This window comes from Pantoea sp. XAF26B01_ASV70 (genome assembly GCF_054512635.1).
Genome location: NZ_JBTNCJ010000004.1, coordinates 183,956 through 207,631 on the forward strand (window position 1 = coordinate 183,956; position 23,676 = coordinate 207,631).

17 protein-coding genes are annotated in these 23,676 nt (G+C 53.6%); 4 read left to right on the top strand and 13 right to left on the bottom strand.

Features of this window, described 5'->3' with window-relative positions; genetic code table 11:
* Positions 1–3: 3 nt before the first annotated feature.
* From ACX8ZY_RS24085 to ACX8ZY_RS24095, 3 genes are all read right to left on the bottom strand, one after another.
* The gene (locus ACX8ZY_RS24085; protein WP_010256889.1) at positions 4–2,139 is read right to left on the bottom strand and encodes a putative bifunctional diguanylate cyclase/phosphodiesterase; all 2,136 of its coding nucleotides are present in this window, start codon (positions 2,137–2,139) and stop codon (positions 4–6) included.
* Positions 2,140–2,544: 405 nt separating this feature from the next.
* On the bottom strand, positions 2,545–2,784 hold the full coding sequence (locus tag ACX8ZY_RS24090) for a hypothetical protein (protein WP_010256895.1): 240 nt from the start codon (positions 2,782–2,784) through the stop codon (positions 2,545–2,547).
* Between the two features lie 361 nt (positions 2,785–3,145).
* A complete protein-coding gene (locus tag ACX8ZY_RS24095) occupies positions 3,146–4,579 on the bottom strand; it encodes a methyl-accepting chemotaxis protein (RefSeq protein WP_421665542.1) in 1,434 nt (477 codons plus the stop codon).
* A gap of 346 nt (positions 4,580–4,925) precedes the next feature.
* Here ACX8ZY_RS24095 and ACX8ZY_RS24100 point away from each other — a divergent pair, with 346 nt between their 5' ends.
* On the top strand, positions 4,926–6,707 hold the full coding sequence (locus ACX8ZY_RS24100) for a sensor domain-containing diguanylate cyclase (protein ID WP_029519685.1): 1,782 nt from the start codon (positions 4,926–4,928) through the stop codon (positions 6,705–6,707).
* 24 nt (positions 6,708–6,731) lie between these two features.
* Here the strand turns inward: ACX8ZY_RS24100 and ACX8ZY_RS24105 are convergent, their stop codons facing one another.
* Together ACX8ZY_RS24105 and ACX8ZY_RS24110 are read right to left on the bottom strand one after the other, a co-directional pair.
* Positions 6,732–8,315: a sensor domain-containing diguanylate cyclase gene (locus tag ACX8ZY_RS24105; protein ID WP_033770170.1), complete on the bottom strand. Its 1,584-nt coding sequence runs from the start codon at positions 8,313–8,315 to the stop codon at positions 6,732–6,734.
* Between the two features lie 398 nt (positions 8,316–8,713).
* On the bottom strand, positions 8,714–8,887 hold the full coding sequence (locus tag ACX8ZY_RS24110; protein WP_010256913.1) for a hypothetical protein: 174 nt from the start codon (positions 8,885–8,887) through the stop codon (positions 8,714–8,716).
* 518 nt (positions 8,888–9,405) lie between these two features.
* Here ACX8ZY_RS24110 and ACX8ZY_RS24115 point away from each other — a divergent pair.
* Positions 9,406–10,317, top strand: a complete 912-nt coding sequence (locus tag ACX8ZY_RS24115) for a GNAT family N-acetyltransferase (RefSeq protein ID WP_033774047.1) — start codon at positions 9,406–9,408, stop codon at positions 10,315–10,317.
* A 1-nt stretch (position 10,318) separates the two neighbouring features.
* Here ACX8ZY_RS24115 and ACX8ZY_RS24120 read toward each other — a convergent pair whose 3' ends face one another.
* On the bottom strand, positions 10,319–10,564 hold the full coding sequence (locus ACX8ZY_RS24120; protein WP_010256916.1) for a hypothetical protein: 246 nt from the start codon (positions 10,562–10,564) through the stop codon (positions 10,319–10,321).
* Between the two features lie 382 nt (positions 10,565–10,946).
* Between ACX8ZY_RS24120 and ACX8ZY_RS24125 the strand changes: the two genes are divergently transcribed.
* On the top strand, positions 10,947–11,492 hold the full coding sequence (locus ACX8ZY_RS24125; RefSeq protein WP_421665543.1) for a chorismate mutase: 546 nt from the start codon (positions 10,947–10,949) through the stop codon (positions 11,490–11,492).
* Positions 11,493–11,514: 22 nt separating this feature from the next.
* Complete coding sequence (locus ACX8ZY_RS24130; RefSeq protein WP_158150247.1) at positions 11,515–12,705, top strand: cytochrome P450; 1,191 nt, start codon at positions 11,515–11,517, stop codon at positions 12,703–12,705.
* A 25-nt stretch (positions 12,706–12,730) separates the two neighbouring features.
* Here ACX8ZY_RS24130 and ACX8ZY_RS24135 read toward each other — a convergent pair whose 3' ends face one another.
* The 7 genes from ACX8ZY_RS24135 to ACX8ZY_RS24165 form a co-directional block, all read right to left on the bottom strand.
* Positions 12,731–13,735 (bottom strand): substrate-binding domain-containing protein, encoded by a 1,005-nt coding sequence (locus ACX8ZY_RS24135; protein ID WP_039387344.1) that lies wholly within the window; start codon positions 13,733–13,735, stop codon positions 12,731–12,733.
* 29 nt (positions 13,736–13,764) lie between these two features.
* The gene (locus tag ACX8ZY_RS24140; protein ID WP_421665544.1) at positions 13,765–15,174 is read right to left on the bottom strand and encodes a sucrose-6-phosphate hydrolase; all 1,410 of its coding nucleotides are present in this window, start codon (positions 15,172–15,174) and stop codon (positions 13,765–13,767) included.
* Positions 15,174–16,544 (bottom strand): sucrose-specific PTS transporter subunit IIBC, encoded by a 1,371-nt coding sequence (locus tag ACX8ZY_RS24145; RefSeq protein WP_010256928.1) that lies wholly within the window; start codon positions 16,542–16,544, stop codon positions 15,174–15,176. Before ACX8ZY_RS24145 ends, ACX8ZY_RS24140 begins: the two co-directional genes overlap by 1 nt.
* A 67-nt stretch (positions 16,545–16,611) precedes the next feature.
* Complete coding sequence (locus ACX8ZY_RS24150) at positions 16,612–18,147, bottom strand: carbohydrate porin (RefSeq protein WP_033774052.1); 1,536 nt, start codon at positions 18,145–18,147, stop codon at positions 16,612–16,614.
* A gap of 158 nt (positions 18,148–18,305) precedes the next feature.
* Positions 18,306–19,232, bottom strand: a complete 927-nt coding sequence (locus ACX8ZY_RS24155; RefSeq protein ID WP_158150249.1) for an aminoimidazole riboside kinase — start codon at positions 19,230–19,232, stop codon at positions 18,306–18,308.
* A gap of 219 nt (positions 19,233–19,451) precedes the next feature.
* A complete protein-coding gene (locus tag ACX8ZY_RS24160) occupies positions 19,452–20,423 on the bottom strand; it encodes a ParB family protein (protein WP_010671957.1) in 972 nt (323 codons plus the stop codon).
* Positions 20,420–21,622 (bottom strand): AAA family ATPase, encoded by a 1,203-nt coding sequence (locus tag ACX8ZY_RS24165; protein WP_158150251.1) that lies wholly within the window; start codon positions 21,620–21,622, stop codon positions 20,420–20,422. Before ACX8ZY_RS24165 ends, ACX8ZY_RS24160 begins: the two co-directional genes overlap by 4 nt.
* Positions 21,623–23,676: the final 2,054 nt, after the last annotated feature.

The following is a 23,676-nucleotide window of genomic DNA, read 5'->3' on the forward strand; positions in this document are numbered from 1 at the left end:
CGATTAGCGTGGCGTAACGTCATAACCGCTGGCGATAGCGATAGCGGGCGCACAGTGCTCCTCTCCGCACAGCATCGCCTCAAAGTCCGCCGGCGTCAGTGGCTGGCACAGGCCATTGCCCTGCATAATGTCGCATCCGGCGGCCGTAACAAAAGCGATCTGCTCTTTGTCTTCCACCCCTTCGGCGGCCACCCGGATACCCAGGCTTTTGCCGAGCGCGGTAATGGCCCGGAACATCATACGCACCCGCATGCTGGAATCCAGCTCGTGCGTCATCGACTTATCGATTTTAAAACCCGTCACAACGCTATAGCGCAGCAGGTTAATCGCCCCCAGCGTACGCCCGTAATGATCGATAACGAACGAGGCTCCCGTTCGGCGTACGGCGTCAACCTGAACCGGCATATCCTGCATCAGCACGGCCAGCAGTGGCTCATCCACTTCCAGCTCAACAAAACCGGCATCGCCTCCGGCACTTTCACGTATCACCGTCTCCAGGCTGTTCCCTGCCAGCTGGCGCGGAAACAGGTTAATGCTGACGCGAAGCTGAGGAGAGCGAACCTGCCACTGCCGGACCTGTGCCAGAGCACTGCGGATGATCCATTCACCCAGCGTGACTGAAAGCGGACTTTTAACCAGCATGCCGATAAATTCAGCCGGCAACAGCAGCCCGCGCGTCGGATGCTGCCAGCGCACCAGTGTCTCGCAGCCAATAAGCTTTCCGCTTTCAACGTCGTAGCGGGGCTGATAGTAAAGAGTGAACTGCTGCTGCCGCACCGCCGTTTCCAGTTCGCGCTCAAAACGGCGCCGCTGCTGCTCCGCTTCACGAAACGCGGGCATAAACAGCATGCTGCAGCCTTTACCCGACGCTTTGGCGCGATAGAGCGCCAGATCAGCGGCGGACATCACCGAAGAGGGATCCCTGCCGTGCTCCGGATAGGAGGCGATGCCGGTGCTGGCACCGACCACCACCGGTGAGTCGTGATAGCGGAACGGCGTCTGAACGGCCGCAATCAGTTTCTCCGCCGTGATCGCCGCCTCTGCGCTGCCGCCCGCTAACAGGATCACAAATTCATCACCGCCCAGGCGCGCAGCCGTCACGGCACTGGCGCACACCGCACGAATCTGTTCGGCAACGTGGCACAATAACGCATCGCCTGCAGCATGCCCCAGCGTATCGTTAACCTCTTTAAAACCATCGAGATCGGTCATCAGTAACGTATAGGGGACGCCCGCCCTGGTCAGCTGGCCGACCTGATCCATAAACGCGCTGCGGCTGGCGAGACGTGTCAGCATATCCAGTGAGGCCAGCTCACAGAGCCGCGCCTCACTCTCATAGCGGGCCGTGACATCGCGGATGATCATGCCCACCAGCCGTTCGCCCTCTTCACGCCAGCCCGAAAAAGAGACCTCTGCCGGAAATTCACGACCTTCACGCGTGACACCCCATATCTGCAAAGAGCGTGGGTGCGAGATAGCTGCTTCGTCAGAGGTAATCCGGACCAGTTCATTACGGTAGTCAGTCTGACAGCGAGCAGGGATCAGCTCGCTGATATACTGGCCGCGCATCTCCTCTGCGCTGTAGCCGAACAGCGCGGTGGCGGCCGGGTTCCAGAAGGTTATACCACGCCGAAGGTCAGTGCAGACAATGGCGTCAGGCGAAGTGGATGAGATCGCCTCGAGTCGCTGCTGGCTGGTGTAGCGCAATAACTCCAGACGATGCATCTCCATGCGATCCATCACCAGTGCAGCAATATCGTTCAGATGCTTTCGATCCTCTGCAGTTAACGGCTCACGAGGATGGCTGTCGGTCAGGCAGACCGTGCCAATATGATGCCCATCCGGGGTCGAAAGCGGGATCCCCGCGTAAAAGCGGATAAAGGGGTAGCCGTGAACCAGCGGACTGTCGCGGAAGCGCGGATCTTTCAGCGTATCCGGCACGCAGAGGATATCGCCCTGCGCCAGGGTATGGTGGCAGAAGGCGACGTTGCGTGCCGTACCTGAAATATTTAAACCGTACCGGGAGGCGAAGAACTGCCGCTTTTCGTCGATAAGCGAGACAAAAGCGACCGGCACCCGAAACAGCCGTGCGGCAAGCGTAGTGAGGCGATCCAGCGCATCGGTCGGCGGTGAATCCATCAGATGATACTGCTTAAGTGCGTCGAGGCGAGCCGCCTCGGCATCATGATAAACTGGACGTTTCAGCGTAACTCTCCTCTGGTGTTATCTGCTGTGGCTGGCCTGACACAGCATAAAGAGGACACGTTCAATCAGACAGAACGCGCAGAGTTCGCTGCCGATCCGTTGCCGGAAGAAAGGCCCGTCAGTAAACCCGGCAGCAACAGGTTGCCGCACTGAGTCCGATAAAGCTGACACCGCAGACAGCGAGGCATCAGTTAACACGTTATGCCTGCCAGAGAGAATGCGGCGGACCGCCCAGGATTATCTGGCCAGAGCATATCAGACAGGCGGTAATGCGCCTCGCTTAGCTCTCTATATCGGCCCGACATGATTTTACTTAAGAGAAAACAGAGGATGAACGCCTTACTTTTTCAGCTTTGGTACCAGTTGATAGTGCGGATGCTCTCCGGCGAGCAGCATCAGCAGTTCATACTCTCCCTGACTGAGCAGCGCAGGATTTTTCGATGCTTCTTTCGTCTGCCAGACACGCTGGCTAAGATCGAAACGCTCGGCTGCAATCTCCTGAGAGAGACCGGCCGCAAGGCGCAGCTCACGCACGTTGTGCTGGACGGCGACAGGCCGCTGTAAAATCTGATTTCCCATATAAACGCTCCGCATACGGTGCCCCGGTGAGATGGCCGGGCGGAAGTACACGCCTGCGGCCAAAACATAAATTTGAGTTAAGTTTTAACAGCCCGGCGTTTTACACTTATCAGGAAAGCGTAACGCACCAGTAAAAACAGAGAAAATAACCTGAATTATATTTAAATCGCTGCCCGGATAATTTTTGCACCGCTGAGAATAGTAATTGCAATTCTGAATGGTGGCGTTGATCGAATGATGATCAACGTCAATCACAGTCACAAAAAATGACCGTTTCATCCCTCTTTTAAAAAGAGTGAATATTAATCGTTATTCCGTGCCGGACAGACATTATCTACAGTTCAGAAAAAATACGTTCAGGCTATGCCCGCGCAAACGTTGCCCAGCCGCCTTTTTCATCAGGCGTGACGCGTTTAGGCTCTACGGCAAGAGGGTGATGCGGCAGGGTAAAGCGCGTAATCACGCTGCCCAGCGCTTCAGTCTGTCCACTGAGACTGTCTGCTGTCGCCGAAACCTGCTGAACCAGCGTCGCATTCTGCTGCGTTACGCGGTCAAGTTCTGCAACGGCGACCGTGACCTGGGCAATCCCTTTGCTCTGTTCATCCGAAGCCAGCGCAATCTGTCCGATCAGTTCATTCACGCCGCCGACGCCGCGCAGCACGGCCTCCATGGTGGTTCCTGCGCTCTCAGCCGCCCGCCGTCCATCGTCAACGCGTGCTACGGTATCGGCAATCAGCTCTTCGATCTCTTTAGAGGCAGCAGCACTTCGCTGTGCCAGTGAACGCACCTCACTGGCGACCACCGCGAAGCCGCGGCCCTGTTCGCCCGCACGGGCGGCTTCTACAGCGGCGTTTAACGCCAGAATGTTGGTCTGAAACGCAATACCATTAATAGTGGTGGTGAACTGCCGGATTTTTTCTGATCCCTGGGCGATGCTGGTGATGGCTGCCGATACCAACTGAACCAGTTCCACGCCCTGCTGAGTCGTATCCGTGGTGCTGGCAGCCAGTTCACGTGCCTCGCGGGCATTCTGTGCATTGTGACGCACGGTGACGGTAATCTCCTCCATGCTGGCTGCGGTCTGCTCCAGCGCAGCAGCCTGAGTGGATGTCCGGTCGGAGAGATCGGCGTTACCCGCAGCAATGTCCCCCGCTTCACGATGAAGAATGGCTGCGTTGTCACGGATAGCGCTGACCGTCTGCAACAGACTGTGCTGCATCTCTTTGACCAGCGGCACAAGTTGTCCGACACAGTTGCGCCCCAGATCTTCCGGCTCGCGCGTCAGATCACCATCGGCAATAATTTTTAAATGACCGCGAATTTTACCTACCGGACGCACCAGATGGACGACCAGATAGCGGTCACAAAACAGCAGCAACGCCACTGCCGCCAGCAGTGCTGCCAGCAATACGCCCTCAAGCCGATGCCGGTCAGCCTTCAGGGGTGCCTGATTCCGGGCCAGCTGCTGCGTCACCTTGTCCAGCTGCGCACGGGCAACCTTTGCGTATTCTGAGGGGGTTGTCGTAAGTGCCGCGCGGACTTTATCCCAGTCAGCATCGGCCGGGGTTGAGGCGACGAGCGCGTTTTTATCGGCTGGCGTACCGCTCTGCATGACGATAGCGCTGTGCGCCAGAAAGCTCAGCTGCTGCGTCAGAACGGCTGAACGATCGGTTTGACGAAAGATATCGCGCACGACCTGGCTGCTGTAGCCACCGGCCAGCACGACGATGCCCAGTGAGACGATCATCATCCACAGCACAACGCGGCGGATAGTGAAATGCCTGAGTGAATTCATGAGGTTTCCCCGATGTTGTCATTGGTGTAGTTAAAATTAAACAAAAATAAATTATGTCATCTACTTTAGTGCGTTATTATATAGTGCACTATGTTTATACTCTGTATACTGGCAGGATATTTAAGAAATTAAAAGTTTTTAACGACAAAATAATAGAATCGTGATTACTAAAATATTTCGTTAAAGAAAAGTGATTTGCTATTCTGACCAGCAATGCCGTGCAGTGGGATAAAAAATAAATGGTCATGACTCTTTCTTTTTGCAGAATTTGCCTGTAGTCATGACATCATACCCTTCAATTTTTCTGTTTAATTTCGCGCCGTAACCAGCCGGTGCGGAGGAATCCATGCTTATGAGTCTCAGCGACGGCGACGATTGCCGTACGCGAACCCTGCACGCGCTGCGCAGTAACGACGAAAGTCGTGACGATGTGTTGCGACAGTTCGTCCGACTGGCCAGCCAGGCACTCGGTATACCCGGCAGCTTTATCTCCGTACTGGATGATGAGATGCAGCATGTTAAGGCTGCGCAAAATTTCACACTCACTCAATCCTCCCGGCAGGACTCGCTCTGCCGGCATGCAGTGGACAGTGACAGCACCGTGGTAGTACCCGATACGTTGCTGGATACCCGCTTTGCTGAGCATCCGCTCATTGTTGGCGCGCCTTTTATTCGCTTTTATGCCGGCGTACCGCTTAAAAGCAGCACAGGTCTGATACTGGGTACGCTGTGCGTGACTGACACCGCGCCTCATCCCTTTAATGCGGATCAGGTCGCCATGCTGAAGATGCTGGCGGCACTGGTGATGTCATTTCTTGAGGCCTGGTACTCGGCTGGCTTTGCCGACCCGGTAACCGGTCTGCCCAACCGCCAGCGTCTGATTCGCGACCTGCAGTTTCTTGCCGCCTCCGGTGACACCACGCCACGGCGGCTGGTGCTGATTGACTGTATCGATATGCCGCGCGCCTACGAGCTTGCGCGCTCAATGGGCATGGGACCAGTTGAAAGCCTGTTGAAAGATGTGGCGACACTGCTGCCGCTGCGCCTGAGGCCTGCGCCAGGAGAGATGCTCTACACCGTAGCCACCGGGCGCTTTGCCCTGCTGACACGTCAGGAGAGCAGACTCACTGCCAACTGGGTGGCAAACAAGCTGGCCGGGATCAGCGCGGATCTCGGCGATGGGCTGTCGGTTGCACTGATGACCCACACCGGTGAGGCGAGTTTCAATACCGGGGAGATGCCTGCCCAGGAGATCCTGCGGCGTGCGGTCAGCGCGCTGCACGAGGCCATCACACGCGACGTGGCCTCGATGCCTTTCAGTGAGGCCACTGATACGCGCCATACGCAGGACTTCACCCTGATGCATGACCTGGCCATCGCGATACGCCAGGATAAGGGATTATGGCTGGCGTATCAGCCTAAAATCTGTCTGCACAGCGGCAAGCCAATTGGCCTGGAGGCCCTGATCCGCTGGCAGCATCCGCAGCGCGGCGAACTGTCTCCTGCACAGTTTTTACCCTTTGCCGTGCAAACCGAGCTGCTCAGCGAACTGACCACCTGGGTGACAGAGCACGCCATCGCCCGGCTCTCCCGGCTGCGCAACAGCTATATTCAGTTGCCCATCACCATTAACGTTAGCAGCAGCGATTTTTCACGTGACGGTTTTGCCGACGAGCTGGAAGAGCAGATGATCAGGGCGAAGCTCCCGGTTTCGCTGCTGGGCATTGAGTGTCTGGAGACGGAACGGATTCTGGAGAGCGCGACCGCAATGCGGGGGCTTGAGATGCTGAAACTTCGTGGATTCGGTATTTCACTGGATGACTTTGGTACCGGCTACAGCAACATCAGTTATCTGCGGCGCATTCCGCTGGATGTGATCAAGCTGGACCGTTCACTGATCAGCGAAATTTCATCTGACACCGCATCGCGCGTCATCGCCCGCAGTATTATTGCGATGCTTAAAGATCTCGATTATATGGTGCTGGCTGAGGGCGTGGAGAATGCGGAAACCGTTACGGCGCTGACCGAGTTCGGCTGCGACCAGGCGCAGGGCTTTTTCTACTCCAGGCCGCTGCCGGAAGCGGCACTGGATGAGTGGCTCGGCTGGCGATTACGCAGTAAGTGCTGAGCCTGTCCCACCCACCCCGGAATCTTACCCGGCCGAATCAGACGCGCTGAACTCCTCAGCTCCGGCAATGATGACGGTATTACGCCCGGCGGCTTTTGCTTCGTAAAGCGCTTCATCGGCACGCCGCAGCAGAGAGTCGCGATCGCTATCCTGATCGCTGCGCGAAGCCACCCCGGCTGAGATGGTCATCGTTCCGGCAAACGGAAAGGTGGTGGCGCTGACGGTCTCACGGATGCGCTCCGCGGTGCGGACGGCATCAGCCAGCGTGGTATGCGGCAGCAGCAGAATAAACTCCTCGCCACCAAACCGGCTGACAATATCGCCGGTACGACAAGCCTGACGCAGCAACGCTGCCAGGCTCACCAGAACCGCGTCGCCCGCGTCATGCCCGTACCAGTCGTTTATCTTCTTAAAATGGTCAATATCAATGGCGATGGCACACTGTTCATGCTCACTGTCTGACTGCGCCGCCAGCGCCGAAAATCCGCGTCGGTTGCAGAGCCCGGTCAGCGGATCGGTCATCGCTTCATCGTTTAGCGCGGCAAGATGACCCGCAACGGCGTGCCGATGCGCCTGCACGGCTTCTTTGAGCCGATCAGCCTCGTAATACCAGGTTTTGACCGTGGCGAGAGATTCCGCCTGGGCTTCGCTGCCGCCATCGCGCACTCTGTCCGCCAGCTTTTCCAGTGGAGAGGCGATTCGACCGGCCATAAAGGCAATAATGGCCGCTGTTACGGCAATAATGCCCAGAACGAACCAGACGGCGCTTTCTGCCGTGCGCATCAGAATATGCCTGACCGTTTCAGAGGTGCCGGTAATAAAAACGTTCCAGCCGGTTTTATGCAGTGTGCCATAGCCAGTCAGATAGTGCTGTCCCTCACTCTCCAGCGTGAAATGCCCGCTTTCTGTCGTGGCGAGCCGTTTCTGCAGTGCCAGACTCAGCAGCATCTTTGTTCCGACGCGCGCCGCGTCATGACTGAAAATAATCAGCCCTTCATTGCTGACCACGCTGACCGTTGAACCATTGGAATAGAAATGCTGGCTCAGGATTTCGCTCAGCATGCTCTGTTTCTTGAGATAAATAGTCCCGCCAATGTAGCCCAGATAGCGGCCATCTTCGCTGAACAGAGGTTGTGATAAAAACACCACATAGTTACCGGCCGCAGAGGTAAAAGGAGCAGAGATAAAAGGCTTTTGGGTCGCTATGGCCTGCAGGCTGGCAAGTGAGTGCAGCTTCACGCCAATGAGATTCAGACTATCAGGTGAGGTTGCTGCAATAATGGCATCATGATTTACCACCACCACCGAGTTGAAAAAGCCCGACTGCATTCGCAGGCGATCGCTCTCTCCTTCCAGTCGTTTAATATCGCTAAGCTCCTTGATCTGCGACGCACTCCAGGCCAGTTCACGTTGTGCTGTCGCCAGGTAACGATCGGTGGTATCAGCCAGCTTGCGGGCATAGGCAATGTTCCCCTCAAGCAGACTGTCTTCGATGTTGGCCTTCTGAAAGAGCAGCAGCGCACTCAGCAGCAGACCGGAGGTCAGAATGACGCCCCCGATGGAAAGCAAAGTCAGCAGCGAGCGAAGGCGCATTTTTTCATGGGGCATTGCAGTCGGGATCCGGATTAAGTGTCATCTGAGTGTAACAGTAGACGTTTCACGTCAAGGGCCGAACAGAAGATGATTTACACAGGATCACGGCGCATTGCCGGGCGCAGCACACAACCGTCCAGCCCTGCATAAAGGATTGTTTAGCGTTTCGATAGCCCTGATAAGCAACAGCAGAAAATGATTAAGCGGTAATAATGATACTGAGCAGGCCGGTATCTGTGCAGATGACGCACTATTATTACCGCTGACCGTGATAACAACGCCATATGGTCGCTGAAAATAACGGGGCAGGCTCTGCCACGTTTATCATTACGTTAAAAATATGCGTAGAACAGTTAAATAAAACCTGCATCAATAATAAGTAATTGTGCATCAGCCTTATCTTTTAAGCGAATTTAACGCCAGAACGATTTAATATAAGAGCGGCTGCTGAGCCTTTTAATAAAATGATGCGGACAGGTATAGCGGCGCCCTTCCCACTCCAGATTAAACCACTGAAATTCATCATTTTTAATTTTTTCCAGCAGGGTCATTGCCTGCATCGGCGTCTGAAAAGCATAAGCTTTCATCACGCCCTCCTGGGTGCATAAATCAATATGAACCATGTAACCCCCGGGTGTTAAAAAGATCGAACATTTTATAATTATTGAAAATCCTCTTTATCATAATCCATTTATCGGCTGCCGATTATCTGATTCCGTATTATTTACGTAAAAATTTCGCATCTATTTCCCATTTAAATTTTTGGGCAACCCTGCCTTATTTCATCAATTAATTTGACCATGTATACGAAATCCAGCCAGACCCGAATAGATCGTAACCCATGTTTAATGCAGCTCAGAGGGTGGCGACGATAAGCGATCGCAGAAGATGACGTATACCTGCTCACATTGTCAGCATTGCACCGTCTGGCAGGTCCAGAGCCGTCATGCAGAGGGGATGTAATGGTGCTGGCTGAGAGGTTGAGATGGTCATAAACAGAGCACATCGTTTACACTCTCATCAGCCTCATCTGCAATCCGGTAACGGTACAGATGTATCGCGGAGCGAGGCAGGAGATCACTGACGGCGGGCAATAAGGAATCTTATGCTGGATTATATGGTGTCGCTCTACCGTACTGTTCCTGTCTCATCTGAACGTCTCAGCGACTGGCTTGCCAGCTGGCTGGCGCAGCAGCAGACACGATGCCACGATCACCATTTTTCTTCCGCCTTTCCATGGCGTGAAACCGGTCTGCCCCAGCACGCCTTTTTGCAGCGAGAACTGACGATAAACGGCCAGCGTTATCTCACCGGGCCGCGCTATCTGGGTGGCGATCCTGCACAGCCCTTTATTGAGGTTGTTGCGCGTGACGGCATCATCGATTACAGGGTCGCTAGCGCCATTATGCAGGCATGGCAGCCGCTGAAACCTCTGAAGCTGCGCATCCTGTTGCCTGCGACTTATCCTGACATCGGTATAACCGATCAACTGCTTTTCCTCAGCGACCTGGCTTCACTCTCTGTTCCTGTCGACGAAGATATTTCACTGGTGACAGCCCGCCGGAAGGATTATCCCGCCTGTATCACGGCGATTAACCGCGCCTATCGTGCCAGCTGGCACACGCTGCCGCATCTGCGCGATCAGCTACTGGCAACCAGCAGGCAGGAATTACGGGAGGATATCGCCGCGGGACATGTGTTTCTGATTATCTGGCAGGGCATAGTGGCAGGGCTGATGATTTGTGTCCCCCGGCGACTGACCTTTATTGAGGGGTTTCAGATTATGGATGAGGTGATTATGCCCGCTTATCAGGGCCGTGGACTCGCCGCGCGCGCTCAGCAGCGTTTGCTGCAGCAGCTTCATCATCATTATGGTGAGAAGGCACTGCTGACCGGTACCATTCTGCCCGGTAACACCCCTTCACTGCGCAGCGCGCAAAATGCCGGGCGACGCTGCGTGCTGAAATATCAGTTTTTTACCCCTGCCGATTTACGTGCGAGCCGACGGGCAATTTAAATCACCATAAAGCCAGCTCAATCAACTTATCCTGCACACTGTAAACGCGCTGCTTAAGGCTCAGGCTCTCGTCTGCGCTGATCCATTTTGCAGCAAACGCACCATTAATTTTTTCCAGTGCGATTTTGGTGCTGCTTTTCAGACCTTCGTGCCAGTTCGCGTCTGAACGTTTTGCCGCCTGTTTTTCCAGGCTCTCAACTAACGCCGCGACACTTTTACCACCGGTAGTAGCTTCGGATACAGACATACCTACCTCGTTTTGCTGCTAAAAAACGGCCACACTCGCGGAACATATTATACCTGAACCCTGATCGGCATGGCGCTTTCCTGTGCGCACTACCCGGCATGCCTCGTAAACTCATTCTGGCATCACAGAGATGACGTAAATGGCGCAACGCCACCTGCATCAGGGGGGAATCCATTCAAACGTCATATCCAATCAACCCGCCAGCATTGCAAATTAATGTGAATATTTAATGACCATAAAGATAAAAAATAACTTTAAAATTAATGACCTGTTCTCATTTCACTGACCCGCCTTGTGATTCACATTTTGAAAACAAAATAATCACACATAGTTATTTTTTCATGCATAAATTAGTGCCAGTTTTCATTTATGGAGCAGGCAAATGACTCACTTTGTGGCAATTTTTTTCTCTTCACTGTTTATGTGCAGTAACGTTTTTGCAGGTACAGTCTCATCCGTCTCTCTTGGGGCGCTTTCTACCTCGCTCAACGAACGGATGCAGGTGATGAAAGCGGTGGCGGGTTATAAAGCACTGCATCATTTACCTATTGAGGATCTGCCACGGGAACAGGTGGTGCTGGATAACATGCTGCAAAACGCACAACAGGCCGGGCTTGAACCCCACTCCTTGGAGCCGTTTGTTCACGCTTTGATGAACGCCAGCAAGGCGATCCAGTATCGCTATCGGGCTGACTGGCTCTCAGCACCAGACAGCGCTGTTCCTGTCAGGGATCTGACCGAGACCAGACAGCAGATACAACAGCTGGATACCCAGCTCCTGACGGCGATCAGCCAGCGCCTGATGGCTGGCGCCTTCTCGCAGGAGGACAAAGAATTTCTGATGTCACACCTCACGGCACCTCACCTCAGTGAAAGTGATAAAAACAGCCTGTTCGCTTCCCTCTCCCGCATTCAGTGCCAGCACTAATCCTCTATCAGCGGAGTACGCTATGCAGCTTCATGAACTCATGAACCCCGACTACTCTGACAATCCCTTTCCCCTTTATCGAAAACTGCATCAGCAGGGACCGCTTATCCCTGCCGGAGATAAGATCATCATCAGCGGCAGTCACGCGGTGGTGGACGCCCTGCTGAACGACCGGCGGGTCGGTAAAAATTATATGGAAAGTGTCAGAGTAAGATTTGGTGATGATGCAGCCGGACTGCCGCTGTTTCAGGGTATCAGCAGAATGTTTCTGGTGCTGAACCCACCCGATCATAACCGGTTAAGAGGACTGGTTATGAAGGCGTTCAGCGCCCGGGAGATTAAATCTCTTCGGGAGATGGCGCTGACGATAGCCAATGAACTGGTTGATGAACTGGAAGGGCGTCGTGCCTGCGATCTGGCTCAGGCATTCGCTTTTCCGCTACCGGTGCGCATTATCTGCCGGATGCTGGATGTTTCAGAATCTGATGCACCAGAACTGGGTCGCCTTACCTCTGCACTGGTCAGGGTTTTCGATCCTCAAATCAGTCAGCCAGATTTGCTGAAAGCCGCTGAAGCTTTTGCCGTACTGGAAAGTTACTTCAGTGCCGTGATCGTATCCCGACGTGATAGCACCGCCAGTGATCTGGTGTCGCTTTTTCTGCGCAGCGGCAGTGATGGCGACCGGCTGGATCACGATGAGATCATCGCCAATGTGATACTGCTGTTTCTTGCCGGTCATGAAACTACATCAAACATGCTGTGCAACACCATTCTGGCCCTGCATGCTCATCCGCAGGAACTTGCGAGCCTGAAACAGAATCATGCGCTGATACCCGATGCCATAGAGGAATGTCTGCGCTACGACAGTTCGGTCCAGATGCTTTACCGCACGACTCTGGAAGAGATTGAGCTGGCAGGAGAGCTTATCCCGCCCGGAACCCGCTTCTTCCTTAGCCTTGGTGCAGCCAATCACGACCCGCTGGTATTTACCTCTCCGGAACGGCTGAATATCCGGCGGCATGAGGGGCGCTGTCTGGCATTCGGTGGCGGTATACATCACTGTATGGGCTACCGGCTGGCACTGGCAGAAATGGAGGTGGCGCTGGAAGTATTACTGACGCGATTGCCAGAGATGCGGCCCGTGACCGCTGGCGTTCGCCGCAACCACAGAGCTAATCTGCGCGGCGTCAGCGCCCTGCCGGTCGAATGGTAAAGCACTGCCCTGAAGCGCCCGGCAGTTAACCGCGCAGCCGCAGCGTGGCGGGCAGGATAAGCTGACTGTCAGCGGGATCCTCACCAGCGATCATCGTGGTCAGCATAGAAAAGCAGGCCTGCGCCAGTGCCGGGACATTCTGCTCAACCGTGTCGATCGGAATGGAGAGTGAATCATAGAGATAGTGATCATCGAAACTGGCAATGCGGATGTCGCTGGTCAGCAGGTTATGCTCGCTCATGTAGCGCAGTACTCCCTCCAGCAGACCGCAGGCGGCGGTGAACATCGCTTTAGGGGGGCGTCCCAGCCGGCGACAGAGCGCGGCAAACATCTCATAGCCACTGCCGGGATGATAGTTACCCTGAATTATCCACTCCGGCCGCAGCGTCACACCCGCCCGCATCAGTCCCTCTTTGAATCCCGTCAGACGATCCTGGGTCGGGGAGAGGTCAGACTGTCCGCCAAGAAAATAGATCTCCTCCGGACAGGTGCGCGCCAGCTTTTCGACCAGCTCAGCGGTGGGCGTCACAGAGTCGGTGATGACCCAGGGCAGCCTGGTATTGTTCATGTGGCGGTCAAACAGCAGCACCGGCAGCTGTTCGCTGAGGCTGACATAGTCGCTGTCGCTCAGCATACTGGAGGCGACAATCAGCCCGTCGACCTGACGCGCCACCAGGTTATTGACCACGGCCATCTCCTGACCGGCATTTTCATCGGTGCAGGAGATCAACAGTTGCAGACCGGCCGCGCGACAGAGATTTTCCAGCGCATGGGAAAAGGCCGCAAAGCCGTGGTTGGTGATTTCCGGCACCACCAGCCCCAGCGTATGACTGCGGGCGTCATGCAGCATACGGGCGTGTATGCTGGGCTGATAATGGTGTTCCCGGGCCAGTGTCAGAACCCGCTCACGCGTCTCCTTCGCCACCCGTAACTCTTCGCCACGGCCGTTGAGCACCAGGCTGGCAGTGGCTTTAGAAACCCCAGCCAGTCCGGCGATGTCACTGATGGTAACGCGTTTGGTTTTTCTCACGGCAAGGCATCGGTTAGTGAAACAAGGACTTATTCTACCATGCAGCGACGTAACGACCAGTAGCGGGCCTGCAGTTCTGCGCGACCGCGCAGGGTTAGCATCGCCGGGTGGTCCGGAAAATAACGGCTGCTCATCACCCCTTCCCCGTCGTTGATAAAGATCTCAACGCTGGAGTGATCACACAGGATCTGCAACCGGCGCGCAGCCCCTGTCCAGTAACGATAGGTCCATTGACCCGATACCAGGCTGCGACGGGCAAGCCGCAGTTCATTCTGCTGCCACGTCAGGATTAGCGTATCGGCGAAATTGAGTTCTATATCGCCCAGGCTCTCCAGCGCAAGCTCCAGCCGCTGCGCGGCGATTGGCGGCGCGTCATCGGCGCGGCCCTGGTAGTGCTGCTCCCTCTCCCGCAGCGCCTGCAGTTCTGCAATCGGCTGCTGACAGAGCCGGCCGTTGCGGGAGCTCAGCTCGCGCAGACAGGTCATCTGATGGATCCAGTGATGCGCCACGGTTGGCTGGGCCATCTCTTCACCGTCTGGCGTTCCCATCCAGCCCACCAGCAGACGCCGGCCGTCAGCGGTCAGCGTGGTTTGTGGTGCATAGAATTCAAACCCGGCATCCATTTCGTTCAGCGGGCCATGCAGGTAGGCAGCCTGCTGATAATCCAATGAGCCACTGAGCCAGGCGCAGGCGTGACTGTTCAGATAGCGTTTCTCTTCAGGCACAACACCCTGCGGACAGCAGATCAGATACGTGCTGTCGCCGAGGGTGAACATATCCGGGCACTCCCACATGTAGCCAGCGGCGTCCAGCCCGCCCAGTTCGCTGCCCGCAATCTCGTCGAGATTCTGCCATTCGCGCAGATTATCAGAACGCAACAGCAGCACCCTGCCCTGCAGCTGGGTAGTCTGCGCGGCCAGCACCATGTACCAGTGATCTTCATGACGCCACACTTTGGGATCGCGAACGTGGCCGGTGTAACCCTCCGGCACGGCGATAACCGGACCGAGTTTGTCAAAACCGCCCGCGCTGTTCTGCTGCGCCAGACACTGCCACGCGGTGCGTGAACCATCATCAAACTTCACATTGCCGGTGTAGATCAGCGTCAGTACACCGTTATCGTCTACCGCACTGCCCGAGTAACAACCGCCGCGGTCATACTCCTCGTCTGGCATCAGGGCGATGGGCTGATGCTGCCAGTGCAGCAGATCGGCTGAGCGCCAGTGTCCCCAGCATTTTTGCTGATGCGCGCACTCCAGCGCGTTCCACTGATAGAAGAGATGATATTCATCGTCGAAATGGATAAAGCCATTGGGATCGTTTAGCAGGCCGGTTACCGGTGCCAGATGCCAGCCAGGGTAATGGCTGTCGCTGAGCGCCTTTGGCATACCCTGCATCACCGCCTGCAGAATGGCGGCAAGACGTGTTGATGAGGCCATTATTCAGAATCCGTTTTGTATTTAAGCAGGTAAGAGATCACAAATGCAGTGGTGAACGCGATTGCGATGCCGATGACATAGTTGAGCAGAGAGCCAGCCTGGACAATCGCCATGCCCGGCAAACCGGTCAGTCCGACCGCAGTCATATAAACATGGACCGACACCACCCAGGCACCACCGAGCGCGCCGCCCACCAGACCCGCTATAAAGGGTTTCATAAAGCGCAGGTTAATACCAAAGATAGCCGCCTCGGTAATCCCCAGCAGCGCGGAAAACGCTGAAGGTAGCGAAATCGCTTTGATCTTCGCATCGCGGGTTTTAAACCATACGGCCAGACAGGCACCGCCCTGAGCCACGTTCGCCATCGCCCAGATAGGCAGCAGGAAGTTCACGCCGATGGAAGGATTGCCCAGCAGTCCGGCTTCGATAGCGTGAAAACTGTGATGGACGCCGGTAATCACAATCACCGAATAGAGTCCACCAAACACCAGTCCCGCCAGCCAGCCGGCGTGCGCAATCAGCGTACTGAGAATAAAGGAGATGCCATCACCCAGCATACGACCCGCCGGTCCGATAATCAGCAACGCAATAAAGCCAGAGATAATCACCGTCAGGAACGGGGTCAGGATCAGATCCAGCGCATCCGGGATAACCCGACGCAGCTGCTTTTCCAGCATGCTCATAAACCACACCGCCAGCAGCACCGGGAACACCGTGCCCTGATAGCCAATCATCGCCACTTCAATGCCGAAGAAGTTCATGGTGTGGAAACCGGCGGCGACGCCCCAGGCGTTGGTCAGCGCCGGATGAGTGAGAATGCCGCCCAGCGTCGCACCAAGAAACGGGTTACCACCAAACTCGCGGGCAGCCGTAAAGCCAATCAGGATCGGCAGGATAATAAAGGCCGCCGAGCTGCACATATCCAGCATGATATAGAGCGCATTTTCCGGGTTGACCCAGCCGTAAGTTTTGACCATCCCCAGCAGGCCCATCAGCAGACCTGATGCCACAATCGCCGGAATGATCGGCACAAAGATGTTCGACAACAGGCGAGCGATGCGCTGGAAAGGGTTGAGCTTACGTGCGGCTATATCAGCGGCCTCAGATTTGCTCGATTCACTGATGCCCGCCTCGGCGATAAAGGCAGCGTAGACCTTGTTCACCACGCCGGTGCCGAAGATAACCTGAAGCTGGCCCGCATTGCGGAAGCAGCCTTTAACGCCCTCTATCCGGCCAATCGCGGTGGTATCCGCTTTTTCATCATCCGCCAGCACCAGCCGCAGCCGGGTGGCACAGTGAGCAGCGCTGGCGATGTTCTCTTTACCACCCAGCAGGGGCAGCAATGCCCGCGATATTTTTACATAGTCCATACACACCTCAATCTTGTTATGTTTTTATCCATCCTGATCTCTGGCCCCGGCATCCGGGGCCGCCCGGTCAGAACCAGGTTTCCATCTGTACGCCGAAGTTCCATTCGCCACCGGCATCGAATCCTTTACTGCCGAAAGCGTCGTCACTGGCATAGTTATCCAGCCGGTGATCCCAGTTCATCCAGGTTGCAAAGAGACGAATTTCCGGACGTTTGAGGAAGTCACCGACATCACCGGCTTTCAGGGTTGGCGCAACGGTGAGTTTGGTAAAGCTGCCGCTGACCGCATTACGGTTGTTGTAGCCTTCGGGACGCAGATCCATGTACTGATAAGAGCCTTCATACTGCATCTCAAAGTTCTGGGTGATTTCCTGAATCAGCCGCAGGTTGACTGTCGCCCAGTCATAGCTGTCACCTTTGACGTAACGATCCTCACTACGCTGAGCCAGTAAAGCAGGTGCAATGTGCCAGCCACCGCCCAGCGGGGTAATACCGTAACTCGCCAGACGCCAGGTGTCCGCTTCCGGCAACAGTGCGCCATCAGAACCAATCGACTTCACCTCTGCGCCCAGTCCATGACCATAAAGCAGTGCAGTTTTCGACGTGCCTTCTCTCAGCCCATAAAAGCTGTCGTTATGCAGGCCAAGCAGCGCATGTACGCCGGTTTCTGCCGCATCGCTTTTGACTCTGAGGCCGTCGATGTCACGGCGATCGTCGTTATCCTTTGCCCGCATACCGCTGACCATCAGCTGTACCGGCCCGACAAAGTTATTCAGCGACAGGATGTAGTTCTGCGCAGTGTTTTCATTGTTTTCAATGTCGCCAAAGGTACGACCATAAAGGGAAATGTTACTGCGCGCCTGATCGCTCCATTTCATGTCGTAAATACCGGCACCGGTACCGGCAAGGAACACCACATCGGAGTCGATCCAGTGAATATCAAAGTTATCGCGATCAAAACGCTTACCGGCCCAGACCGTGGCGTTATCGAATGCGCCGCTGAAGGTGGGAAGCTGCCCGAGCTCGACAAACGCCTGACGCAGGTTGAGATCGCTGCTGGCGGCTGTCCAGTCGTTGTAGGTGCGCTGTCCATCGGCCAGCATCGCTTTGAAACGGGTGGTCGCGCCGTTGTCCAGCGTCTGTTTATGTTCAAGGTTGAGCTCAACGTAGGTATCCGGTTCATTACCAAGGCGACCAACGTGACCGCCGGTTTCCCCGGCAGGGGTAACGGTCGGGCCACCCTGAGTTTTGGCGGCCGAGCTGTTCATCAGCAATCCTGAACGGGCATAACCGTGGAACTCGAAGCCACCTTCATCGGCTGATTTCTGTTCCAGTTTCGCGGTGCGCTGCGCGACCTCAGCGGTGGAGTTTTGGGTCTGTTGTTGTACGGCAGCCAGTTGCTGTGCCTGTTTCTCAGCCATCTGTGCCTGTTTCTCCGCGACCTGTGCGCGGGTTTCCGCTGCATTCGCTCGCTGCTCGGCTGCCTGCAGTCGCTGCTCCATGGCCGCAAGGCGTGCTTCAATGCTGCTCATACTGGAGTCAGCCCAGACTGATGTAGAAAGTAATATCGTTGAGAGGCTCACTGCTAACGTGCTTTTTTTCATTTTTTTATGTCCCTGAAGAGAGGCTATCACCACCGGATTTTTTTGCTAAACCGGTTTAGGCGCAAATCATAGCCACGGGTAATTTCCCTGCGCAATGAAAATAGCTAAACCGGTTTAGTGATTGTGAGATAGCTCCCAAAACAGGGGCAATAAGATAATCAGCCTGGCAGGTCGTCCAGCTGGTGGAGCCGCGGAAGTGCTGTCATGGCCCCTTTAGCCGTGGTTGCCAGTGCACCGCAGCGTTGTGCACTGGTAAGGCAGATGGCCAGCTGCGATTCATCGGCAGGAAGACCCGACTTAGCCAGCCCCCAGAGTAATCCGGCCACGAAGGCATCACCTGCGCCCGTGGTGTCGATGCTGGCCACGGGCGAAGTAGCATAGTGGTATAGCTGGCCCTGATAGCAGGCGATCACACCTTCCCTGCCCCGCGTGACCAGCAATAATTTTATGCTGAATCGCACTGCCAGCTGCGGCATGGTGATAGCCGGTTCCTGATCCGGACAGAGAAAATTGAGTTCCTCGTCGGACAGTTTAACCACGTCCGCATGGCTCAGCGCCTCGTTCACCACCGCATGCAGCAGTTCCGGATTGGGCCAGAGGTCATGACGCAGATTTAAATCGAAACTGACATGCCCGCCTGCTGCCCGGATCTGCTCCATGGCAGTCAGGGTCGCCGTGCGTGAAGGTTCAGCTGATAAGGCAATCGAACAGCAGTGCAGCCACTCCCCGTGCCGGAATACGGGCAGGTCTTGCACCTCAAGAAACAGGTCAGCACTCGGCCTCACCATAAAGGTAAAGGAACGTTCGCCATGGTCATCCAATCCGACCACCACGGTTGAAGTGCGGTGCTGCGTATCAGCGATCATGTAGCGGGTATCAACCTTCTCTTCAATGAGCGTTTGCCGCATAAACTCACCAAAGGGATCATCCCCTACCCGCCCGATAAAAGCGCTGTTTCCCTGCAGACGGGCAACTCCAACGGCGACATTGGCGGGCGCCCCACCCGGACACTGCATCAGGCGACCCGGCATTTCGGGAAGCAAATCAACCACGGCATCCCCGAGGCACCATACGCGTACAGACATAAAAAACTCCTCTGATTAAACGTGATAGCTAAACCGTTTTAGCTATAGCGATAAACCGTGCTGAGTTCAAGCATTACCCTGCGGAAATGATGCGTAATTAACAGAAGTTGTTATCAGCCGAAGCAATATAATGCGGATTGCGCTATCGGGAGGCTGGTGGAGGAAAGAATTAAAAAACCGGCACAGGGGCCGGTTCTGGTATCAAAAACGTGAAGAGGATTATTTTAATGTGGAGAGTATCTGTCTGATTGACGCGTCGATCTGTTCAGCAATCTCTTTTGGCAGACGGCTGAATTCATACTGCACAGTGCGCTTCTCATCATTAGTTTTACGACGCGCATAGGTATTAGCTGTGGTAAAGGTAGCCAGCTTTTCTGTCACCGTCTTGCTGACGGGTGCAGGTTTTTTTAACTGACGACGGGCGCTTTTAAAGCCGTTAAGAATCGCGCTCTTCTTCTCATCCGCATTGGCGCTTAGCAGGGAATCATCAGCTTTCAGCGTTTGCTTAATATCGCTGACCAGCGCGGTGACATCAACCGCTTCCGCTTTCGCCTCTTCCCAGACATCGAGCAGTAGCTGGTAATCCTGAAGTGTCAGCTCTGATACGACCGGAAAGAGTTCAATAAATTCAGCGGGTACGGCTGCGGCCTGGAACGCTCGTGAGACCTTTGCGTTTGAGATGCCTTCGGCTTTAGCAATCTCTGTTTTGCTCATGCCATTTTCGTTCATCAGCATAAAGCGCAGACCTAATTCACGCAGGTTATGCTCTTTTGCTGTCTGAATGTCCGCAGCCAGCTGACGCGCATCACTAAGGCTCAGTTCATCAGCGGTGACCAGTACTTCCAGACTGGCACCGGAAAGAATGCATGCGGCGCGGCGGCGCGAACCATCCATGATTTCAATCCGGTCACCGTTGACACGACCAATAGCCGGAAAAAATTGCTGCAGCGTAATAGTACGGGTGATCTCCTGAAGCGATTCCGGCGTCAGCGTGCTCTGGTCACGTCCGTTGATTTTTGGGTCAACGCTGGTTCTGGTTTCAATATCATCATGCAGGATTAGCTGGCGCACAAAGGTGGCCTTCGCGCCCGACTTCAGCGTAAATGTGCGCGACTGGCTGCTGCTGTCGATCATGTTTGCGATAGCAGAATCACCAAACTTGCGCCCGATGCGCTGTATAGGTTTGCTCACAGGGTACTCCTGATATATTCAATGCGGTCAAACACAGCCCTTGAGAACTGCTCGGCTTCATATTTAGCTTTGCGCAGAGCGTCCGCACTGCCCGGATAAGAGGAGGGATTGGCACTGATCACCGTATCAAAGGATTCGCCGCAGCGTTCAAATCCATCCAGTCGCGGCAGGCTGCAGTCCAGCATCGATTTAGTAAACACTTCCCGGGCATAGCTTTGCGAAGTCAGATGATCGTGTTTAGAGGTCATTTTGGACATAAAGCCGATATTGGCTTTAAGCCGTGGCTCAATGCCTTCGGACTCAATACGCTCCAGCATTTCAGGCAGACGCGTCAGATACTTCATGGTGGAGTGGAAATCGACCTGTGCCGGGGGCGTCGGCGTCAGCAATACATCACTGGCCGCAATTGCATTCAGCATGAATGAATCAAGGTGAGGTCCGGTATCAAGGAAGATAAAATCGTAGTCGCCCGCCAGACGATCAATCACGTTGCGGCGTAGTACTTCCGAAGGCGCAACGCCTGGCAGATGCTCAGCAACCAGCTCTTCCCAGTCGCTTGCAACAAAACCATCGTCGATAGAGGCTGGGATCAGATCAACGCCTGGCATGACAGTAGGTTTAATGAATTGCTTACGAAGCTGGTCAGCATCCAGATCGTTCAGCATCGCCTGCGCTGCCGTCTCCAGAACTGAACCGACACTGTTGGTATGGCTCAGGAACATCGTGCTTGATGCCTGTGGATCCAGGTCGATAACCAGAATACGCAGGTCATTATGTAACATAGAAGGATGTGCACGCATACCGTGGGCCAGCGTGACTGTGCTCACTGTTTTTGAGACACCACCTTTAAGGCTGACAACGAATACGACAAAGGGGCCATCGTGCCGATCACGATATTTCGGTACTTTACGATGCTGATATATGTCGACCACATTCTGGATAGTCAGGGCATATTGTGAGGTGCTGCCGGTCTGTTTTTTCCCAAACTGATAACCTGCTGCTTCCATATCGCCAATTGCGGCGACAACAGCATGCTTACTCAGCAATGGCATGTTGGCGACAGCATTCCGGGAGAAGGTCTGGTAAAAACCGGTCTGGTTAAATTCCTGACGCTGCTGCTCAATATGGTTACTCAGTCCATGTAACATGGAATTGGCACGTGTGGCCATTTCCAGCACTCCACCATAATCACGCTTCATAAGCCCCTCTGCGTTAATGTTTTTTGCATACTACACAAAAAGCACATACCTGCCAATTTTTTAGAAAAATGCCAAAAACCTGGATTTTTTCTCCGCGATGGTGAGATGCAAGCAGCATTACTTTTGTGAATCACTGGAAAGTGAATCGCTCTGCTTTTTTGTCTTACAGGCTGGTTGAGACAGAGAACTTAAAATGGCGACATTAAACGAATATTTTAAGGACTAATGATTCGGAGCGGTGCATTCCGATTCTGATAAATCATCTGCCAGTCTGCAGCTTGCTCGTTAAATTGTTTTCGTGTTTTTTTAATGGTGTTTTCAGCATGAAAATTCAATAAAAGTTATTATAAATCATTTAATTAAGCGTGAAATAGCCTGGTGAAAAATTTCCAGGATTAATGCACTTTCACTCAACATTTACTGCTGACGTAGAGTTTTACTCAGAAGCTATTACAGTGCTTTTGAACCTGAAGGAGTAGGCATAACGGTAAAGTGCGCAAGTAATCGTTACCGTTATCATTGCTAACTTAAGATCACTGCTTCCAAATCTATACCTTTTATGCCTTGTCATTATGTATCGTTCATAATCTGTGTTGCTGCCTGTCAACATAATGTCAGGCGTTTTCCGCATAGGGTTTTTATTGCAAGGCTTAATCTAGAAAAGAGAGGGATTTAATTCCCTTCATCATTATGTGATGTCACGAATCAAAATCATCGAAGAGTTAAGACTGCCGATTTAAGAGCATGAGTAGGAGTAGAGAACAGGCTTAATGCGGCAAGGCTTAGAGCAATATTAATTGTGGCAAGTCACCATAATGTAGCTATGCCGGACAGTCAGAATTAACGCTCTACTGTGCTTGATTCAGCTCCCGATACAATCTTTTCATCTTCATATCATTCTTACATTCCTGAAATTACTTCATTCACGCTAAGCCTATTTATTAGTTTAAGTTATTATGCCGAACGCATTTTCTTACTGTCGTTCTTCCTGTTCTTCCTGTTCTTCCTGTTCTTCCTGTTGTTCCTTTACTGGTGCCTTATTAACTTCTTCCGGGAAAGTTATTTTAAGTGCCTTTTTAGTATGTCTGACAGATTCTGAGTACTGACAAAACAAAGATATTACGTTAAGTAAGAATCTTATGGTGTTTTCATCATGAAAATAAAAAATAATCCATTATTTATCAAATAGATAGGCGATTAACATCATGGTGAGTTTTCTGTATTTTCACTGACCGATTTTCTGAGGCCTGATTTAAACTTATAACCCTAAAGATTTAATGGTTATAGGTGTATGCAACATTCCAGTCTTACCTATGCTCAGCGTTAGATCGTTTTAGCAGTAAAAGACCTTCTCAGTCGTGCTTCTGATAAACCGTACATTCAGAACTGAAGGTGAAAATCACTTCTGACTGGGACTCTCAACTAATTCTTTGTTTTGTGTGTTTTATCCCCGTTATCCACAGGCCAGATCCAATTGGTCGATCCTCAATAGATCAAATTGAGATCCTTAACAGATCCCTGCAGCGTCTGAAGCCTTGTGACACAAGGCCTGGAAGGGGGTCAGTAACCACTGTAGCGAGAAGAATAACCACTATAACGAGTATAACAACCACTATAGCGAGAAAAGCAACCGCGCTGGCGAGTACTCAACAACCACTATAGCGAGTAATTGGCCTGAATCGGTGTGCATAACCCTGATTATGCGTAGATGACGGCTTCTTCCAGGGTGCTTGCGATGAAAGAGTGAGATCCAGTAAAGGGGGAGGGCGGTGGCTCGACTCTTTTTCAGTTAGTTTTCTCAGGTTATCCACTGAATAGATCCAATAACAGATCCATTTAAGATCCTTATTAAGTTCCTTAAAGATCCCAGCATCGCCTCAGGCCACGGTATGACTACGTTAAAGCCGGGTCGCTAACCACTATAACGAGTAAAACAACCACTATATCGAGAGAAATAACCACTATGGTAAGTAGATTAACCGCTGTAGTGAGTGATAGTATCCACTGTATCGAGTAACAGCGGCTCTCGCCTGTTCACATCACGGATCTTCCTA

Coding starts and splice junctions, on each gene's coding strand:
- ACX8ZY_RS24120 (WP_010256916.1), bottom strand. CDS start 10,564: ATGTCTGTATCCGAAGCTACTACCGGTGGTAAAAGTGTCGCGGCGTTA.
- ACX8ZY_RS24105 (WP_033770170.1), bottom strand. CDS start 8,315: ATGCCCCATGAAAAAATGCGCCTTCGCTCGCTGCTGACTTTGCTTTCC.
- ACX8ZY_RS24130 (WP_158150247.1), top strand. CDS start 11,515: ATGCAGCTTCATGAACTCATGAACCCCGACTACTCTGACAATCCCTTT.
- ACX8ZY_RS24155 (WP_158150249.1), bottom strand. CDS start 19,232: ATGTCTGTACGCGTATGGTGCCTCGGGGATGCCGTGGTTGATTTGCTT.
- ACX8ZY_RS24100 (WP_029519685.1), top strand. CDS start 4,926: ATGCTTATGAGTCTCAGCGACGGCGACGATTGCCGTACGCGAACCCTG.
- ACX8ZY_RS24125 (WP_421665543.1), top strand. CDS start 10,947: ATGACTCACTTTGTGGCAATTTTTTTCTCTTCACTGTTTATGTGCAGT.
- ACX8ZY_RS24090 (WP_010256895.1), bottom strand. CDS start 2,784: ATGGGAAATCAGATTTTACAGCGGCCTGTCGCCGTCCAGCACAACGTG.
- ACX8ZY_RS24115 (WP_033774047.1), top strand. CDS start 9,406: ATGCTGGATTATATGGTGTCGCTCTACCGTACTGTTCCTGTCTCATCT.
- ACX8ZY_RS24140 (WP_421665544.1), bottom strand. CDS start 15,174: ATGGCCTCATCAACACGTCTTGCCGCCATTCTGCAGGCGGTGATGCAG.
- ACX8ZY_RS24145 (WP_010256928.1), bottom strand. CDS start 16,544: ATGGACTATGTAAAAATATCGCGGGCATTGCTGCCCCTGCTGGGTGGT.
- ACX8ZY_RS24165 (WP_158150251.1), bottom strand. CDS start 21,622: ATGAAGCGTGATTATGGTGGAGTGCTGGAAATGGCCACACGTGCCAAT.
- ACX8ZY_RS24095 (WP_421665542.1), bottom strand. CDS start 4,579: ATGAATTCACTCAGGCATTTCACTATCCGCCGCGTTGTGCTGTGGATG.
- ACX8ZY_RS24085 (WP_010256889.1), bottom strand. CDS start 2,139: ATGGATTCACCGCCGACCGATGCGCTGGATCGCCTCACTACGCTTGCC.
- ACX8ZY_RS24150 (WP_033774052.1), bottom strand. CDS start 18,147: ATGAAAAAAAGCACGTTAGCAGTGAGCCTCTCAACGATATTACTTTCT.
- ACX8ZY_RS24110 (WP_010256913.1), bottom strand. CDS start 8,887: ATGAAAGCTTATGCTTTTCAGACGCCGATGCAGGCAATGACCCTGCTG.